Annotated in this window: 16 protein-coding genes; 8 read left to right on the top strand and 8 right to left on the bottom strand. The window is 65.7% G+C overall.

The window, feature by feature from the left end; all coding sequences use genetic code 11:
• Positions 1 to 66: 66 nt before the first annotated feature.
• The gene (gene rpsO, locus EX20_RS15700; protein WP_006398792.1) at positions 67 to 336 is read right to left on the bottom strand and encodes a 30S ribosomal protein S15; all 270 of its coding nucleotides are present in this window, start codon (positions 334 to 336) and stop codon (positions 67 to 69) included.
• Between the two features lie 118 nt (positions 337 to 454).
• Positions 455 to 1,714, bottom strand: coding sequence for a branched-chain amino acid ABC transporter substrate-binding protein (locus EX20_RS15695; protein ID WP_034194067.1), 1,260 nt, complete (start codon positions 1,712 to 1,714; stop codon positions 455 to 457).
• A 180-nt stretch (positions 1,715 to 1,894) separates the two neighbouring features.
• Here EX20_RS15695 and EX20_RS15690 point away from each other — a divergent pair, with 180 nt between their 5' ends.
• The 3 genes from EX20_RS15690 (at position 1,895) to EX20_RS15680 (ending at position 5,025) form a co-directional block, all read left to right on the top strand.
• A complete protein-coding gene (locus EX20_RS15690; RefSeq protein WP_011885541.1) occupies positions 1,895 to 2,407 on the top strand; it encodes a hypothetical protein in 513 nt (170 codons plus the stop codon).
• 384 nt (positions 2,408 to 2,791) lie between these two features.
• Entirely contained in the window at positions 2,792 to 3,436 is a 645-nt protein-coding gene (locus EX20_RS15685; RefSeq protein WP_014723363.1) for a carbonic anhydrase, read from the top strand.
• Between the two features lie 38 nt (positions 3,437 to 3,474).
• Positions 3,475 to 5,025, top strand: coding sequence for a SulP family inorganic anion transporter (locus EX20_RS15680; RefSeq protein ID WP_034194066.1), 1,551 nt, complete (start codon positions 3,475 to 3,477; stop codon positions 5,023 to 5,025).
• 72 nt (positions 5,026 to 5,097) lie between these two features.
• Here the strand turns inward: EX20_RS15680 and EX20_RS15675 are convergent, their stop codons facing one another.
• The 6 genes from EX20_RS15675 to EX20_RS15650 form a co-directional block, all read right to left on the bottom strand.
• Positions 5,098 to 6,642 (bottom strand): 2-isopropylmalate synthase, encoded by a 1,545-nt coding sequence (locus EX20_RS15675; RefSeq protein ID WP_014723365.1) that lies wholly within the window; start codon positions 6,640 to 6,642, stop codon positions 5,098 to 5,100.
• A 321-nt stretch (positions 6,643 to 6,963) separates the two neighbouring features.
• Positions 6,964 to 7,836, bottom strand: a complete 873-nt coding sequence (gene pssA, locus EX20_RS15670; protein ID WP_011885545.1) for a CDP-diacylglycerol--serine O-phosphatidyltransferase — start codon at positions 7,834 to 7,836, stop codon at positions 6,964 to 6,966.
• A 15-nt stretch (positions 7,837 to 7,851) separates the two neighbouring features.
• The gene (locus EX20_RS15665; protein ID WP_034194065.1) at positions 7,852 to 8,496 is read right to left on the bottom strand and encodes a phosphatidylserine decarboxylase; all 645 of its coding nucleotides are present in this window, start codon (positions 8,494 to 8,496) and stop codon (positions 7,852 to 7,854) included.
• 127 nt (positions 8,497 to 8,623) lie between these two features.
• The gene (ilvC, locus tag EX20_RS15660) at positions 8,624 to 9,640 is read right to left on the bottom strand and encodes a ketol-acid reductoisomerase (RefSeq protein WP_006478252.1); all 1,017 of its coding nucleotides are present in this window, start codon (positions 9,638 to 9,640) and stop codon (positions 8,624 to 8,626) included.
• A 105-nt stretch (positions 9,641 to 9,745) separates the two neighbouring features.
• Positions 9,746 to 10,237 (bottom strand): acetolactate synthase small subunit, encoded by a 492-nt coding sequence (gene ilvN / locus EX20_RS15655; RefSeq protein ID WP_006750445.1) that lies wholly within the window; start codon positions 10,235 to 10,237, stop codon positions 9,746 to 9,748.
• A gap of 111 nt (positions 10,238 to 10,348) precedes the next feature.
• Positions 10,349 to 12,112: an acetolactate synthase 3 catalytic subunit gene (locus tag EX20_RS15650; RefSeq protein WP_014723366.1), complete on the bottom strand. Its 1,764-nt coding sequence runs from the start codon at positions 12,110 to 12,112 to the stop codon at positions 10,349 to 10,351.
• A 352-nt stretch (positions 12,113 to 12,464) separates the two neighbouring features.
• Here EX20_RS15650 and EX20_RS15645 point away from each other — a divergent pair, with 352 nt between their 5' ends.
• The 5 genes from EX20_RS15645 (at position 12,465) to EX20_RS15625 (ending at position 15,976) form a co-directional block, all read left to right on the top strand.
• The gene (locus EX20_RS15645; RefSeq protein ID WP_034194064.1) at positions 12,465 to 13,028 is read left to right on the top strand and encodes an RNA polymerase sigma factor; all 564 of its coding nucleotides are present in this window, start codon (positions 12,465 to 12,467) and stop codon (positions 13,026 to 13,028) included.
• Positions 13,025 to 13,450, top strand: a complete 426-nt coding sequence (locus EX20_RS15640) for a DUF3619 family protein (RefSeq protein WP_011885549.1) — start codon at positions 13,025 to 13,027, stop codon at positions 13,448 to 13,450. Before EX20_RS15645 ends, EX20_RS15640 begins: the two co-directional genes overlap by 4 nt.
• A gap of 27 nt (positions 13,451 to 13,477) precedes the next feature.
• Entirely contained in the window at positions 13,478 to 14,224 is a 747-nt protein-coding gene (locus EX20_RS15635) for a DUF3106 domain-containing protein (RefSeq protein WP_011885550.1), read from the top strand.
• A gap of 78 nt (positions 14,225 to 14,302) precedes the next feature.
• Positions 14,303 to 14,743 carry an RDD family protein gene (locus tag EX20_RS15630; protein WP_230939067.1) on the top strand — a complete coding sequence of 147 codons (441 nt, stop codon included), beginning with the start codon at positions 14,303 to 14,305 and terminating at the stop codon, positions 14,741 to 14,743.
• A 294-nt stretch (positions 14,744 to 15,037) separates the two neighbouring features.
• Complete coding sequence (locus tag EX20_RS15625) at positions 15,038 to 15,976, top strand: UDP-2,3-diacylglucosamine diphosphatase (protein ID WP_011885552.1); 939 nt, start codon at positions 15,038 to 15,040, stop codon at positions 15,974 to 15,976.
• The last annotated feature ends 5 nt before the right edge of the window (positions 15,977 to 15,981 follow it).

Genomic DNA, 15,981 nt, shown 5'->3' with positions numbered 1-15,981 from the left:
GCGCAAAAACAAAATGCCTGCATCAGCGGACTGACACAGGCATCTTGCTGGCGGCAATCGCCTCGATTACTTACGCAGACCCAGCTTCTCGATCAGCGCGCGGTAACGGTCGGCATCCTTGCCCTTGAGGTAGTCGAGCAGCTTGCGGCGGCGGCTCACCATGCGCAGCAGGCCGCGGCGGCTGTGGTGATCCTTCGCGTGGGTCTTGAAGTGACCCGTCAGTTCGACGATACGTGCGGTCAGCAGTGCGACCTGGACTTCGGGCGAACCCGTGTCGTTGGTACCGCGGGCGAACTGAGCAACGACTTCCGACTTCTTGATATCTGCAACAGACATGTGATTTCCTTGATTTCGACTTTCCAACTGTACACGCGGACACGGAAGAATGGCCGTGCCGTGACTTACAACCGGCGCGCATTGTAGCACAACTACGCGCCGCTCCTACCGCCGCCCGTCACGGCCGCGTCATCGAACACGCGGACGGCAGCGGCGTGCGCTGCGCCGGCACCGCCAGAATCGTCCGGAAGCCGTAGCCCGAGCCCTCGTTGTCGAAGCGAACGCCCGGCGTGCCGGCCTTGTCCATCTCCATCACGTAAAGGGGCTGGATCAATTGATGATCCTGGGCGCGCATCGTCGACGCATGGAAGCCGTCGTCGAACGACAGCCCTTCCAGCGCGTGGGCCACCGCGACCGGGTCGGCCGAACCGGCCCGCTCCATCGCGGCCGCCAGCATCTCGATCATCAAGCTCATGCGCCGCACCGGATAGTCGTCCTGCGCGGCGGGGAAACGGGTGCGGAACGCACGGTAGAACGCGTCCGACTTCGCGCCGCCCGCGTTCGGGTGCCAGTCGGCGACGGCCACGACCCGTCCGACGCCCGCGTCGCCGAGCGCGGCCGGCGCGCCGAGACTGTTGCCGTAGAACGTGTAGAACTTCGCGTTCAGCCCCTGCTCGCGCGCCGCCTTCACGAGCAGCGTGAGGTCGTTGCCCCAGTTGCCGGTCACGACGGCGTCCGCGCCACTCGCGCGGATCTTCGCGATATACGGCGAGAAATCCTTGATGCGGCCGATCGGATGGAATTCGTCGCCGGCAATCGTCACGTCGGGGCGCCGCTCGGCCAGCGCCTGCCGCGCGAGCGTGCTGACGTCATGGCCGAAGCTGTAGTCCTGGTTCAGCAGATAGACCTTGCGCAGCGCGCGGTCGCGCGCCATCACGTCGGCGAGCGCGGCCATCCGCATCCCGGCGTGCGCGTCGAAACGGAAATGCCAGAAACTGCAGCGCGCGCCGGTGAGCGCCGGATCGTCGGCCGAATAATTAAGGAGCAGCATCCGGTTGTCCGGCGTGCGCGCGTTCAGCTTGTCGAGCGCGGTGACCAGCGCGGCCGCCACCGCCGAGCTGTTGCCCTGCGCGACGAAGCCGATGTGACGGTCGGCCGCCGCGCGCAACTGCACGAGCGCATCTTCCGGGCTGCCCTTGCTGTCGAGCACGACGAGTTCGAGCGGATGCTTGCCGTCGCGCAGCTTCACGCCGCCCGCCGCATCGACCTGCTCGACGCCGAACCGCAGGTTGCGCTCGACTGCCGCGCCCGCATTCGCGAACGGGCCCGACATCCCTTCGATCAAGGCGATCCGCACCGGCTCGCCTGCCGCCTGCGCGCACGACGCCAGCATCCATCCGGCGCTCCACGCGAGCGCCCATCGCTTCCATGATTGCATCCGTTACCTGCCGCTGAATCTGTCCGGGGAAAGCGCGGATCATAGGCCGCCCGCGCCGCCGCCCGCAAGCATCGCGCGACGCGGCGCCGGCCGGCGATCCGCACCGATTTTTGCGCGCGCGTGCGCGGGCACGCGCGGTCCGTGATACAACTGAACGGTTAGCGAGTTCTGGAGAAACCCATGCGCATTCGCATTCCCATGCGCCTGCCGGTGCTGATCGCCTGCGCGGCGACGCTCGTCGCCGGCTGCGCCCAACCGTGGCAGCAATACCAGGCCGGCCAGGACGAGTCGGCGATCGTCGCGCGCATGGGCCCGCCGCGCGAGATCTACGACCTCCCCGGCGGCGGCAAGCGGATGATGTGGCCGACCCAGCCGATGGGCGAGATCACGATCGCGGCCGACATCGATGCGGCCCATCGGATCGTCAACGTGCGCCAGGTGCTGCAGCCGAGCGAGTTCTATCGCGCGGAAATCGGCAAGTGGACCAAGACCGACGTGCTCGTCAACTTCGGCCGCCCGGTCGAAACCTCGTACTTCCCGCTGATGAAGCGCGAGGTGTGGACGTACCGGTATCTCGAGGACAACGTCTGGTACATGATGTACAGCTTCTATTTCGATCCGCAGGGCATCCTGCGCACGACGCAGAAAACCCCCGATCCGCTGCACGACCCCGATCGTCGTAATCTGTTCTGAGCTTCGATTGCGCATTTTCGCGCAATTTTCACAATGGCCATTTACGTATCGATGCGTAAATGGCCATTTCGTTTTTTCCGCCCTGGTTCATTAATCGCGATTCCTCCGCGGTAATGCTTTCCGATGCCACAACGCTCGCGTGGCGACATGCCGAATCGCTTGTGGCGCAACGCCAGCAACCCCGCGCATGGACTATCCGTTCCGTGCGTTGAATTGGTGCAATTGATGCACCTTGCCGAATCGAGTTGAAACAATTTGTATCAATGACCCCTGGCACTAGGGCGTACCCCTAATATCGGTCGAATCAAACCTTTCAATTTAGAAAGCATCTGACCGCTCACGTTTTGTGCGGTGTCTATTCGTTTCTGTCGAAAAGGAGTCCTCATGAACCGCCCGAAGAGCATGCTGGTTGCCAACATCGCCTGGGCCCGCGAGACGCGCGAACACACGCCCGGCTTCTTCGATACGCTCGCGCGCGGTCAGAATCCGCGCGTGCTGTGGATCGGCTGCTCCGACAGCCGCGTGCCCGCCGAAACCATCACGCACAGCGTGCCCGGCGAGTTGTTCGTCCATCGCAACATCGCGAACCTGTTCCATCCCGACGACGACAATTCCGCGAGCGTGCTCGAGTACGCCGTGCGCGTGCTGAAGGTCGACCATGTGATCGTCTGCGGTCACTACGGTTGCGGCGGCGTGCGCGCGTCGCTGCTGCCGCCGCCGGCCGACCTGCCGCACGTGGCGCGGCGCATCGCTCCGCTCTGCGCGCTCGCACGACGCCATCGCGACACGCTCGGCGGCCTCGACGAAACGGCTGCCGCCGATCGTCTGGCCGAATTGAACGTCCTCGAACAGGTGCGGCTGCTGCGTGCGTCGCCGATCGTGCGCGGCCGCGAGCGCCCGCCGCTCGTGCACGGCTGGATATTTTCGCTCGCCGACGGCCGCCTGAAGGAGCTCGACTCCGGCTATACGGCGCCCGAGCCGGCCGAATCCGACCTCGAGCACGCCGCCACGGCCGCGGCAGTCGGCTGATCCGCGCCTTCTTCCACGCCAATGACATCGCCCTCATCATGAAACTGAACGAGCATCTATCCACCCTGCCGCGCGACATGGTCGCCGGCATCGTCGTGTTCCTCGTCGCGCTGCCGCTTTGCCTCGGTATCGCGAATGCATCCGGCGTCGAGCCGTTCGCCGGGCTCGTGTCCGGCATTGTCGGCGGGATCGTCGTCGCGCTGCTCAGCGGCTCGTCGCTGTCGGTGAGCGGCCCCGCGGCCGGCCTCGTCGTGATCGTCGTCGAAGGCATCGCGCAACTCGGCAGCTTCTCCGCGTTCCTGCTCGCCGTACTGCTGTCCGGCGTGCTGCAGTTCGGCTTCGGCATGCTGCGCGCCGGCCGCTTCGCCGCTTACGTCCCGTCGCCCGTGATCAAGGGCATGCTCGCCGCGATCGGCATCCTGCTGATCGTCAAACAGATTCCGTATGCGCTCGGCATCGGCGGCGCAGGCTCACCATCGCTTGCCTCGTGGATGGCGCTGCCGACCGCGTGGGCGGCAACCGCCATCGCGATCGCGTCGCTCGCGCTGCTGCTCGCCTGGGACACGCCCGCGCTGCGCCGCTTCGCATGGGTGCGCTCGGTGCCCGCGCCGCTCGCGGTCGTCGTGCTCGGCATCGGCGCGACGCTCGTGCTCGGCGCGCTGGCGCCGTCGGCCGCGCCGGGCGCCGCGCATCGCGTGACGCTGCCGGAATTCGACTCGTTCGCCGCGCTCGCGGCGTCGCTGAAGCACGCGGAACTCGGCCCGAACTTCGCGCAACTGGTCAATCCGGACGTGTGGCGCGTCGCGATCACGCTGGCGGTCGTCGCGAGCCTCGAGACGCTGCTGTGCCTCGAAGCGGTCGAGCAGATCGATCCGAAGCGGCGGCCGGCGCAGCCGGACCGCGAGTTGAAGGCGCAGGGCGTCGGCAACCTCGTCGCGGGCGCGTTCGGCGGCCTGCCGATCACGTCGGTGATCGTGCGCAGCTCGGCCAACGTCAACGCCGGCGCGCAAAGCCGGATGTCGGCGATCGTGCACGGCATCCTGCTGCTCGCCAGCGTGTTCGCGCTCACCGGCCTGATCAACCTGATCCCGCTCGCGAGCCTCGCCGCGATCCTGATCCATACGGGCATCAAGCTCGCGAAACCCGCGCTGTTCCGCTCGGTGATGAACCAGGGCCCCGCGGCGTTCGTGCCGTTCGCCGCGACGATCGCGGGCGTGCTGGCCGTCGACCTGCTGTTCGGCATCGCGCTCGGCCTCGCCTGCAGCGTGCTGGCCGTCGCGGTCGCGAACCTGAAGAGCCCCGTCACGCTCGCGCAGCACGACGACCACTTCCTGCTGTCGTTCCGCAAGGACGTGTCGTTCCTCGGCAAGGTGCAGGTCAAGCATCACCTGCGCCACATCCCCGATCGGGCTGCCGTGATCATCGACGCGACGCGCGCCGACTACATCGATCACGACGTGCTCGAACTGCTCGACGCGTTCATCGCCGAGGCGCCGCGGCGCGCGATCACGGTCGAGTTCCGGCGCCGCAAGCCGGCCGCCGCCGCGGCTGCCCGCCGCTGGTCGTGGCGTACGCCGGCCGCCGAATGACCGGCCCATGAAAAATGCCCCGTGCGGCGTATGGCCGCACGGGGCATGTCAGGTGTTACCGGCGCGCGACGCTTACGCGCGTTGCGGGTTGAGCTTGTCGTCCTTCGAGTGCAGCTTGTTCAACGCGGCGATGTACGCCTTCGCGGAAGCCGCGACGATGTCCGGGTCGGTGCCGACGCCGTTCACGATGCGCCCGTTCTTCGACAGCCGCACCGTCACTTCGCCCTGCGCCTGCGTGCCGGTCGTGATCGCGTTCACCGAATACAGCAGCAGCTCGGAACCGCTGCCGACTTCGCCCTCGATCGCGTTGAACGTCGCATCGACCGGGCCGTTGCCGCGCGCCTCGCCGGTCACCTCGCTGCCTTCGACCGCGAACACGACCTTCGCCTGCGGCTGCTCGCCGGTTTCCGAATGCTGCGACAGCGACACGAACTTGAAGTGCTCCTGCTCCTGCGCGAGCGCCGATTCTTCGGAGACGATCGCGATGATGTCCTCGTCGAAGATCTCGGCCTTGCGGTCGGCGAGATCCTTGAAGCGCATGAACGCGGCGTTCAGTTCGGCTTCGCTGTCGAGCGACACGCCGAGCTCCTGCAGCCGCTGCTTGAACGCGTTACGGCCCGACAGCTTGCCGAGCACGATCTTGTTCGCGGTCCAGCCCACGTCTTCCGCGCGCATGATCTCGTAGGTGTCGCGCGCCTTCAGCACGCCGTCCTGGTGGATGCCGGAAGCGTGCGCGAACGCGTTCGCCCCGACCACGGCCTTGTTCGGCTGCACGACGAAACCGGTGATCTGCGACACGAGCTTCGAGGTCGGCACGATCTGCGTCGTGTCGATGCCGACGTCGAGGCCGAAGTAGTCCTTGCGCGTCTTCACGGCCATCACGATTTCTTCGAGCGACGTATTGCCCGCGCGCTCGCCGAGACCGTTGATCGTGCATTCGACCTGACGCGCGCCGCCGATCTTCACGCCCGCGAGCGAGTTCGCGACCGCCATCCCGAGGTCGTTGTGGCAATGCACGGAGAAGATCGCCTTGTCCGAGTTCGGAATGCGTTCGCGCAGCGTCTTCACCAGGTTGCCGTAAAGCTCCGGCACGCCGTAGCCGACCGTATCGGCGATGTTGATCGTCGTCGCGCCTTCGGCGATCACCGCTTCCAGCACGCGGCACAGGAAGTCGAGATCCGAGCGGCTGCCGTCTTCCGGCGAGAACTCGACGTTGTCGGTGAACTTGCGTGCAAAGCGCACCGCGAGCCGCGCCTGCTCGAACACCTGGTCCGGCGTCATGCGCAGCTTCTTTTCCATGTGCAGCGGCGACGTCGCGATGAACGTGTGGATCCGCGCGCTGTTGGCCGGCTTCAGTGCATCGGCTGCGCGCTGGATGTCCTTGTCGTTGGCGCGCGCGAGCGAGCAGATCGTGCTGTCCTTCACGAGCCCGGCGATCGTGTGGATCGCGTCGAAGTCGCCGTTCGAGCTGGCCGCGAAACCGGCCTCGATCACGTCGACCTTCATCCGCTCGAGGTGCTTCGCGATGCGGATTTTCTCTTCCTTCGTCATCGACGCGCCGGGCGATTGTTCACCGTCACGCAACGTCGTATCGAAAATGATCAGCTTGTCTGTCATGGGGGGCTCCAGGGCTCTTTATGCGGGAATCAAACGTAATGAGATCGCGCCACCGCTGGCGACGCTCAACAACAGACGAAGCTTGACGGGGGGCGAGAACGGTCAGCGCGGCAGGCGCGCCAAAGCTAGCGCGCGTAGCGGCGCACCGGCTAGAAGGAGGGAGAGGCGGGAAAATGCGGTCATGCCGACGACTATAGCGACAATCCGCCGGGTGTGCAATCCGCCCGCACCCGGGATGCGCGGGCGCGCAGCAGGATAAGGGACAAATGAAAACGGCGGCCTCATGGCCGCCGTCGTTCCGTGGTTCGGTGCAGATGTGCGTCAGTGCTCGCGCTGCGACGAGCGCGCCGGGTTGGCACGGCCGCGCACGGCCATGTACGCCCAGAACACGTAGCCGGACAGCCCGTACAGCACGAACAGGCAGAACAGCATCAGCGGCGGATCGGACGACACCAGCACGAACGCCACCACCACCAAGAGGATCGCCGCGAACGGCACGCGATGCCGCACGTCGAGCGCCTTGCCGCTGTAGAATGGCGCGTTCGACACCATCGTCACGCCCGCGTAGATCGTCAGCACGAACGCGACCCACGGCAGCCAGCCGAGCTTCATCGGCACGCGGTTGTCGGTGGCGAGCCACACGAAGCCGGCGATCAGCGCGGCGGCGGCCGGGCTCGGCAGCCCCTGGAAGAAGCGCTTGTCGACGACGCCAATGTTGGTGTTGAAGCGCGCGAGCCGCAGCGCCGCGCCCGAGCAGTAGACGAAGGCGGCGAGCCAGCCCCAGCGGCCGAGATCCTTCAGCACCCATTCGTACATCACGAGCGCGGGCGCCACGCCGAACGACACCATGTCGGACAGGCTGTCGAACTGTTCGCCGAACGCGCTCTGCGTATGCGTCATGCGCGCGACGCGCCCGTCCATCCCGTCGAGCACCATCGCGACGAAGATGGCGATCGCGGCGATCTCGAAGCGCACGTTCATCGCCTGCACGACCGCGAAGAAGCCGCAGAACAGCGCAGCGGTCGTGAACGCGTTCGGCAGCAGATAGATGCCGCGCGTCTTCAGGAACCGCTGGCGCGCGGCGCGGCGACTTTCGCTCGGCACCGGATCCGATGCCATCACCTTGTTGCGGCGAAACGGGCGCGGCGTCTGGCTGGTGCCGTTGCGCGGCCGGCGCGGTTTGAATGCGGCCATCGTGCGTCCCGCCGTTTACTGTTCGAATTCGGCGAGGATCGTCGACGATGCGTACACCTTCTCGCCGATCGACACCTTCGCGCGGCTGCCGAGCGGCAGATAGACGTCCACGCGCGAACCGAAGCGGATGAAACCGTAACGCTGACCACGCGACAGCGGCTCGCCCGCGCGCACGTAGCAGAGGATCCGGCGCGCGATCAGGCCGGCGATCTGCACGGCGGTGACGGTCTTGCCGCTCGCCGTCTGGATCACGACCGCGTTGCGCTCGTTCTCGGTCGACGCCTTGTCGATCGCCGCGTTCAGGAACGCGCCCGGGAAGTACTCGACCTTCGAGATCGCGCCATCGACCGGCGAGCGCTGCGAATGGACGTTGAAGACATTCATGAACACGCTGATCTTCAGCGCTTCGCGGTTCGCATACGGATCGTGCGAGGTCTCGACCGCGACGATACGGCCGTCCGCCGGGCACAGCACCGCGTTCGGCTGCGCCGGAATCGGGCGCTGCGGATCACGGAAGAACTGGACCACGAAGACGAGCAGCAGCCAGAACGGCCATGCGAAGCCGAAGCCCCCGATGGCGTGGATCAACAACGCGATGACGGCTGCAATCGCGATGAACGGCCAGCCTTCGCGCGCGATGATCGGATGAGGATAGTTCATGGGTTCGTTCGGTGTTCGGTGAATTGCAAAGCCCGTAGGATAGCAAAAGCCGCCCGGGGCACCGTTGCCTTCGGGCGGCTTTTTGCTACCGACCCTCCACTCGGAGGGCCGGAACAGCACGCGGAGCTTAGTTCTTCGTCTGGTCGACGAGCTTGTTCTTCGCGATCCACGGCATCATCGCGCGCAGCTTCGCACCAACCTGCTCGATCTGGTGCTCGGCCGTCAGGCGGCGGCGCGATTGCAGCGTCGGTGCGCCGGCCTTGTTTTCGAGGATGAAGCTCTTCGCGTACTCGCCCGTCTGGATGTCGGTCAGGCACTGCTTCATCGCCTTCTTCGTCTCTTCGGTGACGACGCGCGGGCCCGTCACGTACTCGCCGTACTCGGCGTTGTTCGAGATCGAGTAGTTCATGTTCGCGATGCCGCCTTCGTAGATCAGGTCGACGATCAGCTTCAGCTCGTGCAGGCATTCGAAGTACGCCATTTCCGGCGCGTAGCCGGCTTCCACCAGCGTCTCGAAACCAGCCTTGATCAGCTCGACGGTACCGCCGCACAGCACGGCCTGCTCGCCGAACAGGTCGGTTTCGGTTTCTTCGCGGAAGTTCGTTTCGATGATGCCGGCACGGCCGCCGCCGTTCGCCGCCGCATACGACAGCGCGATGTCGCGTGCTGCGCCCGACTTGTTCTGCGCGACCGCGATCAGGTGCGGCACGCCGCCGCCTTGCGAGTACGTGCCGCGCACGGTGTGGCCCGGTGCCTTCGGCGCGATCATGATCACGTCGAGGTCGGCGCGCGGGATCACCTGGCCGTAGTGGACGTTGAAGCCGTGTGCGAATGCCAGCGCCGCGCCTTGCTTGATGTTCGCGTGGACTTCCTTCGCGTACACGTCGGCGATCTGCTCGTCGGGCAGCAGCATCATCACGACGTCAGCGCCCTTCACCGCTTCGGCGACTTCCTTGACCGACAGGCCGGCGTTCTCGGCCTTGCTCCACGACGCGCCGCCCTTGCGCAGGCCGACCGTCACGTTTACGCCGCTGTCCTTCAGGTTCAGCGCGTGCGCATGGCCTTGCGAGCCGTAGCCGATGATCGTGACTTGCTTGCCCTTGATGAGGGAGAGGTCGGCGTCTTTGTCGTAGAAAACGTTCATGATGGTTCCTTCGCTAATTCAAAAATTCAACAATTCGTTCGGATTGGATACTGCGAGCCGGGACATGACGGCGCACCCGGCGTGCTGGTTGCCACCTGGTCGGCATCACACCTTCAGGATGCGCTCGCCGCGTCCGATGCCGGAGCTGCCGGTGCGCACGGTCTCGAGGATCGCGCTCGCGTCCAGCCCCTGGATGAATGCGTCGAGCTTGTCGCTCGCGCCCGTCAATTCGATCGTGTAGGTCTTTTCGGTCACGTCGATGATGCGGCCGCGGAAAATATCCGACATCCGCTTCATTTCTTCGCGCTCCTTGCCCACTGCACGTACCTTGATCAGCATCAGCTCGCGTTCGATGTGGGCACCGTCGGTCAGGTCCACCACTTTCACCACCTCGATCAGGCGGTTCAGATGCTTCGTGATCTGTTCGATCACGTCGTCCGAGCCAATGGAAACGATGGTCAGCCGCGACAGCGATTGGTCTTCGGTCGGCGCCACCGTCAAGGTTTCGATGTTGTAGCCGCGTGCGGAAAACAGACCGACCACGCGCGACAGTGCGCCCGGTTCGTTTTCCAGCAGGACGGAAATGATGTGTCTCATGTTCGCTTCTTCCAGAATGTGTCCGTGTCGATTCACTCGCGCCGCGCGCCGCCCGGTGCCGCGCCGCCCTTCGTGAAGGCGGCCGCTCCGGACCAAGCGCGCGTCGCGCCGTTACAGGTCTTCCGAGCCGAGCAGCATCTCGGTGATGCCCTTGCCGGCCTGTACCATCGGCCAGACGTTTTCGGTCGGATCGGTCTGGAAGTCGAGAAACACGGTGCGGTCCTTCAGGCGCAGCGCCTCCTTCAGCGCCGGCTCCACATCCGAAGTCTTTTCGATCCGCATGCCGACATGGCCGTACGCCTCGGCGAGCTTCACGAAGTCGGGCAGCGCATCCATGTACGAATGCGAATAGCGCTTGCTGTATTCGATCTGCTGCCACTGGCGGACCATGCCGAGATAGCGGTTGTTCAGCGAAATGATCTTCACGGGCGTGTCGTACTGCAGGCAGGTCGACAGTTCCTGGATGCACATCTGGATCGAGCCTTCGCCCGTGATGCACAGCACGTCGTCGTCCGGGTGCGCCATCTTGACGCCCATCGCTGCCGGCAGGCCGAAGCCCATCGTGCCGAGGCCGCCGGAGTTGATCCAGCGACGCGGCTTGTTGAAACGGTAGAACTGCGCGGCCCACATCTGGTGCTGGCCGACGTCCGAGCACACGAACGCGTTGCCGTCCGTCAGCTCCCACGCCTTCTCGACCACGTACTGCGGCTTGATGATCTCGCTTTCGCGGTCGAACTTCAGGCAGTTCTTGCCGCGCCAGCCTTCGATGTCCTTCCACCACTGCGCGAGCGCTTCGGTGTCGGGGCCATGCTCGGCCGTCTGCAGCTGCTCGATCAGTTCCTTCAGCACTTCCTTCACGTCGCCGACGATCGGAATGTCGACCTTCACGCGCTTGGAAATGGACGACGGATCGATGTCGATGTGGATGATCTTGCGCGGACGCGACGCGAAGTGCGCCGGGTCGCCGATCACGCGGTCGTCGAAGCGCGCACCGATCGCGATCAGCACGTCGCAGTGCTGCATCGCCATGTTCGCTTCGTACGTGCCGTGCATGCCGAGCATGCCGAGGAATTTCTTGTCCGACGCGCGATAGCCGCCGAGGCCCATCAGCGTGTTCGTGACCGGGTAGCCGAGCAGATCGGCGAACTGGTTCAGCTCGCGCGACGCATCGGCGAGGATGATGCCGCCGCCCGTGTAGATATACGGACGCTTCGCGGACAGCAGCAGCGACACGGCCTTGCGGATCTGGCCCGAATGCCCCTTCGTGACCGGGTTGTACGAGCGCAGCGACACGCTCTTGACCGGCTCGTACGGGCACGGCGTCTTGGAGATGTCTTTCGGGATGTCGATCAGCACGGGGCCCGGACGGCCTGTGCGGGCGATGTAGAACGCCTTCTTGACCGTCTCGGCGAGGTCGCGCACGTCCTTCACGAGGAAGTTGTGCTTCACGCACGGACGCGTGATGCCGACCGTATCGCACTCCTGGAACGCGTCCTGACCGATCGCGGCAGTCGGCACCTGGCCGCTGATCACGACCATCGGGATCGAATCCATGTAGGCCGTCGCGATGCCGGTCACCGCATTGGTGACGCCGGGGCCGGACGTGACGAGACAGACGCCGACGTTGCCGGTGGAACGCGCATACGCATCGGCTGCGTGCACGGCCGCCTGTTCGTGGCGCACCAGCACGTGCTGAATCTTGTCCTGCTTGTAGAGCTCGTCGTAGATGTAGAGTACCGAGCCGCCGGGATAACCCCAGATGAATTCGACCTTTTCGTCGGCCAGTGCCTTCATGAGCACGGTGGCGCCGATGGAGTCGCTATCGGGAGGGGAAAGGGGTTCCGACGTGGAGAATTCCGCGCTGGGCATGTTCATTTTGACCTTTCGAATTTTCGGCAAAAAATTGATCGGGTGCTCTCTGCCGGGCTTGTGGCTCGGGTTCAAGCGGCGCGTCTAGTTTGAAGGGCGGGCTTCATGGGCCAGCCTCAAATGAGACCATCACTTCATGTTGCGAATCGCTGACGATATCCGGTCGCGAAAGGGTCGTCAAGCAAAATATCCCGCGCCGCATCAATCGCCGCGGCCGCCGGCCCGTGCCCGGTGCTCGCGCGCAACGTGCCGCGCCGCAACCGGTGCCAAGCCGCGCGAAAATTTGTTAGCATCCGCGGGTTTTACGAAATTTTTCGACCTTTCACACGCCGCAGTCCGCAGCGCATACCTTTACGGAATGGCATCAGACAAGGAACTCGCCGACTTTCTGGCGGGCGTCGAAAGGCGCGCGTTCAAGCAGGCTGCGTACGCCGTGCGCGACGACGATGCGTCGCTCGACATCGTGCAGGACGCGATGATCAAGCTGGCGGAGAAATACGGCGACCGGCCGGCGGCCGAGCTGCCGCTGCTGTTCCAGCGGATCCTGCAGAACGCGATCCACGACTGGTTCCGCCGTCAGAAAGTCCGCAATACGTGGGTCACGCTGTTCTCGTCGCTCAACAGCGGCGACGACGAAGACTTCGATCCGCTGGAAACGCTCGAATCCGCGGATGACAATGCACGAGTCGAAAGCACCGAGCACCGCCTCGAGCGCGAGCAGGTCCTGGCCCTCATCGACGAGGAAATCCAGAAACTCCCGACGCGTCAACGGGAAGCGTTCCTGATGCGTTATTGGGAAGATATGGATGTCGCCGAGACTGCCGCCGCAATGGGGTGCTCCGAAGGCAGCGTCAAGACGCACTGCTCGCGAGCCACCCACACGCTGGCGCACGCGCTCAAGGCCAAAGGAATCACGCTATGAGCTCCGCCCCCGTAAATCGAGAACACGAATTCGCGCTGAAGGTTCGCCGCGCGCTGGACGAACGTGCCGCGGCGCTGCCTGCCGCGACCACCGATCGCCTGGCCGCCGCGCGCCGCGCCGCGCTCGCGCGCAAGAAGCCGGAAGCGGCCAGCGCGCCGGTGTTCGTGCCGGCCTTCGCCGGTGCGGCCGGTGCCTACGGCACGCCGCCCGCGAGCCGCCCGCGCGCGTCGTTCGCGCGCCGGCTGCTGCGCGCGTGGCCGCTCGCGCTGTTGCTCGCGGGACTCGTCGGCATTGCTTACTGGGAAGACATGCAGCGCACCGCCGAACTCGCCGACATCGACGCGGCGATGCTCAGCGACGACCTGCCGCTCAACGCGTATCTCGATCACGGGTTCAACGCGTATCTTTCGCGCGCACGCTAACAGACAATAAACGAGGGGATCGCACGGGTGAGTCAGAAACGCGGCCTGGCCGTATTTTTCGGATGCGTGATCGCGATCGCCGTTTCGTACGTCGCCACCTACTCCCGATTCAACCCGCCGCCCGCGGCGGTCTCGCCCGCGGCCACCAGTGCGCCCGCGCCGACCTCCTCCGCCGTCGGGCTGACCGCCGATCTCGCGCCACTTCCGCTTCCGCTGCCGGCCGCCAACGGCCCGCTGTCGTGGGCGCGCCTGAGCGCGGCCCAGCGCGCGGCGCTCGCGCCGTTTGCCGATCAGTGGGACGGCTTCAGCGACGCTCGCAAGCGAAAATGGCTGAGGATCGCGTCACGTTTCGCGAAGTTGACACCCGAAGCGCAGAAACAACTGCAGGAGCGAATGGCCGAATGGGCGCACATGACGCCCGAGCAGCGACGCGTCGCGCGCGAGAACTATCAGAGCGCGAAGGAACTGTCCGCGCAGGCGCGCGAACGCGCGTGGAAGGCCTATCAGCAATTGCCCGAGGAACAGAAGGAGCGGCTCGCCGCGACCGAACGCCGGCGCCGGCCGAGCGTCGTCAGCGCGCCGCCGACCGGCGCGGACCGCGACGTGCGCCGCCTCGTGCATGCGCGCGAGCATCCGGCCAGCAACCCGGCCGCCGCGGTACCCGCTTCGGCCGGCGCGGGCGTGCCGCCCGCCGCCTCGGCCACCTCCGGCGCACCGCCGGCCGCCACGCCGGTGTCGCCCGTCGACGCCCCGTCACTGTTCAAGGGTTCCTGAACTGCCGTGGCGAGCGCTCCCGCAGCCACCCAAGACTCGAGCGACGCCGTGCCGTCCGTGCGCCGGCGCCTCGCCGCGATGCTGTATGAAGCCGTCCTGCTGTTCGGCGTGGTGTTCTTCGCCACGCTCGCCTTCAGCGTCGTGCTGCAACAGCGCAACGGCCTCGTCCATCACGACCTGCTCGCCGCATGGATCGCGCTCGTGGTCGGCGCGTACTTCCTGTGGTTCTGGACCCACGGCGGTCAGACGTTGCCGATGAAAACCTGGCGGCTTCGGCTCGAATCGTCGAACGGCCGGCCGCTGACCGCCGGTCACGCGCTCGTGCGCTATGCGCTCGCCTGGCTGTGGTTCCTGCCGCCGCTCGCGCTGCATCCTTTGCTCGGGCTGTCGGTGCCCGTCACGCTCGCGCTCGCGGCCGCGTGGATCGCGGCCTGGGCCGGCGCCGCCCGTCTGCACGCGGGGCGGCAATTTCCGCACGATCGACTCGCGCGCACGCGCGTCGTCGCGGTTTCGCGTTGATGCGCTGAGCTGCTCGGGCCGCTTCCTCGGCCTGCTTTGCTTCCCCGCTGCTCCGTCGCCGCTAGCGGCCGGCTTCACATTCCCCTGACGAAACCGCACGCGGTCTCCGCAAACGCCCGGCCGTCCCGCCACCCGCGAGCCAGCACCCCAAACCCGGGCGCCCAATCACGCAACACCACCCCACCCCCGACTAAACAAGCAATCACGACAGTAATAAGAACGTCTCGTGACTGTCATGGCATGGTCACGCCCGCGTGGCGCAATGCCGGTAATGTCAACCGGCGCGAGTCATGCATGGGCCAGAAAACGTCCGCGACCTCACTGTTCCGTCAACCGATCGGCGCCCGCGCCGCCACCGCCTTCCTGTCCGGCGCCGCCGCGGCCGGCGCGCTGTCGCCGCATGAGCCGCCCGCTGCGCACGCGACGCAGCACGACGATTCCGAATCGTCGATGCATCGCTACCGCACGATCTGGCTGTCGGACATCCACCTCGGCTCGAGCGGCTGCCAGGCGCCGTACCTGCTCGACTTCCTGCGCCACAACGATTCGGAATACCTGTACCTGGTCGGCGACATCATCGACGGCTGGCAGCTGAAGAAGGGCTGGTACTGGCCGCAGGCGCACAACGACGTCGTGCAGAAGATCCTGCGCAAGGCGCGCAAGGGCACGCAGGTCGTCTACATCCCCGGCAATCACGACGAAGGCGCGCGGCAGTTCTGCGATCTCGCGTTCGGCGACATCCAGGTGCGCGGCGAAGCGTTCCACACGACGCTCGCAGGCAAACGTTTGTGGATCGTGCACGGCGACCTGTTCGACGGCGTGATCCAGCACGCGAAGTGGCTCGCGTACCTCGGCGACACGCTGTACACGCTGATCCTCGTGCTGAACCGGTGGTTCAACCGGATCCGCAGCCGGCTCGGCTTCCAATACTGGTCGCTGTCGCAGTACCTGAAGCACCAGGTGAAGAACGCCGTCAATTTCATCTCGAAGTTCGAGAACGTGATGACCGACGAAGCACGCCGCCGCGGCTGCGACGGCGTCGTGTGCGGACACATCCACAAAGCCGAAATCCGCGACATCGACGGCGTCCTGTACTGCAACGACGGCGACTGGGTCGAAAGCCTGTCCGCGCTCGTCGAGACGACGGAAGGTGAACTGAAGGTCGTCTACTGGACGGCGATGCGCGCCGCACCGTCCGCAGCCCCGTCGCGCAAGGCCAAGGCGGCCGCCTGACACAA

Origin of the sequence: Burkholderia sp. WP42, assembly GCF_000745665.1 — a bacterium.
GTDB classification, from domain to species: domain Bacteria; phylum Pseudomonadota; class Gammaproteobacteria; order Burkholderiales; family Burkholderiaceae; genus Burkholderia; species Burkholderia vietnamiensis.
This window is presented reverse-complemented; position numbering and strand designations above follow the sequence as displayed.

Coding starts and splice junctions, on each gene's coding strand:
- rpsO (WP_006398792.1), bottom strand. CDS start 336: ATGTCTGTTGCAGATATCAAGAAGTCGGAAGTCGTTGCTCAGTTCGCC.
- EX20_RS15695 (WP_034194067.1), bottom strand. CDS start 1,714: ATGCAATCATGGAAGCGATGGGCGCTCGCGTGGAGCGCCGGATGGATG.
- EX20_RS15690 (WP_011885541.1), top strand. CDS start 1,895: ATGCGCATTCGCATTCCCATGCGCCTGCCGGTGCTGATCGCCTGCGCG.
- EX20_RS15685 (WP_014723363.1), top strand. CDS start 2,792: ATGAACCGCCCGAAGAGCATGCTGGTTGCCAACATCGCCTGGGCCCGC.
- EX20_RS15680 (WP_034194066.1), top strand. CDS start 3,475: ATGAAACTGAACGAGCATCTATCCACCCTGCCGCGCGACATGGTCGCC.
- EX20_RS15675 (WP_014723365.1), bottom strand. CDS start 6,642: ATGACAGACAAGCTGATCATTTTCGATACGACGTTGCGTGACGGTGAA.
- pssA (WP_011885545.1), bottom strand. CDS start 7,836: ATGGCCGCATTCAAACCGCGCCGGCCGCGCAACGGCACCAGCCAGACG.
- EX20_RS15665 (WP_034194065.1), bottom strand. CDS start 8,496: ATGAACTATCCTCATCCGATCATCGCGCGCGAAGGCTGGCCGTTCATC.
- ilvC (WP_006478252.1), bottom strand. CDS start 9,640: ATGAACGTTTTCTACGACAAAGACGCCGACCTCTCCCTCATCAAGGGC.
- ilvN (WP_006750445.1), bottom strand. CDS start 10,237: ATGAGACACATCATTTCCGTCCTGCTGGAAAACGAACCGGGCGCACTG.
- EX20_RS15650 (WP_014723366.1), bottom strand. CDS start 12,112: ATGAACATGCCCAGCGCGGAATTCTCCACGTCGGAACCCCTTTCCCCT.
- EX20_RS15645 (WP_034194064.1), top strand. CDS start 12,465: ATGGCATCAGACAAGGAACTCGCCGACTTTCTGGCGGGCGTCGAAAGG.
- EX20_RS15640 (WP_011885549.1), top strand. CDS start 13,025: ATGAGCTCCGCCCCCGTAAATCGAGAACACGAATTCGCGCTGAAGGTT.
- EX20_RS15630 (WP_230939067.1), top strand. CDS start 14,303: ATGCTGTATGAAGCCGTCCTGCTGTTCGGCGTGGTGTTCTTCGCCACG.
- EX20_RS15625 (WP_011885552.1), top strand. CDS start 15,038: ATGGGCCAGAAAACGTCCGCGACCTCACTGTTCCGTCAACCGATCGGC.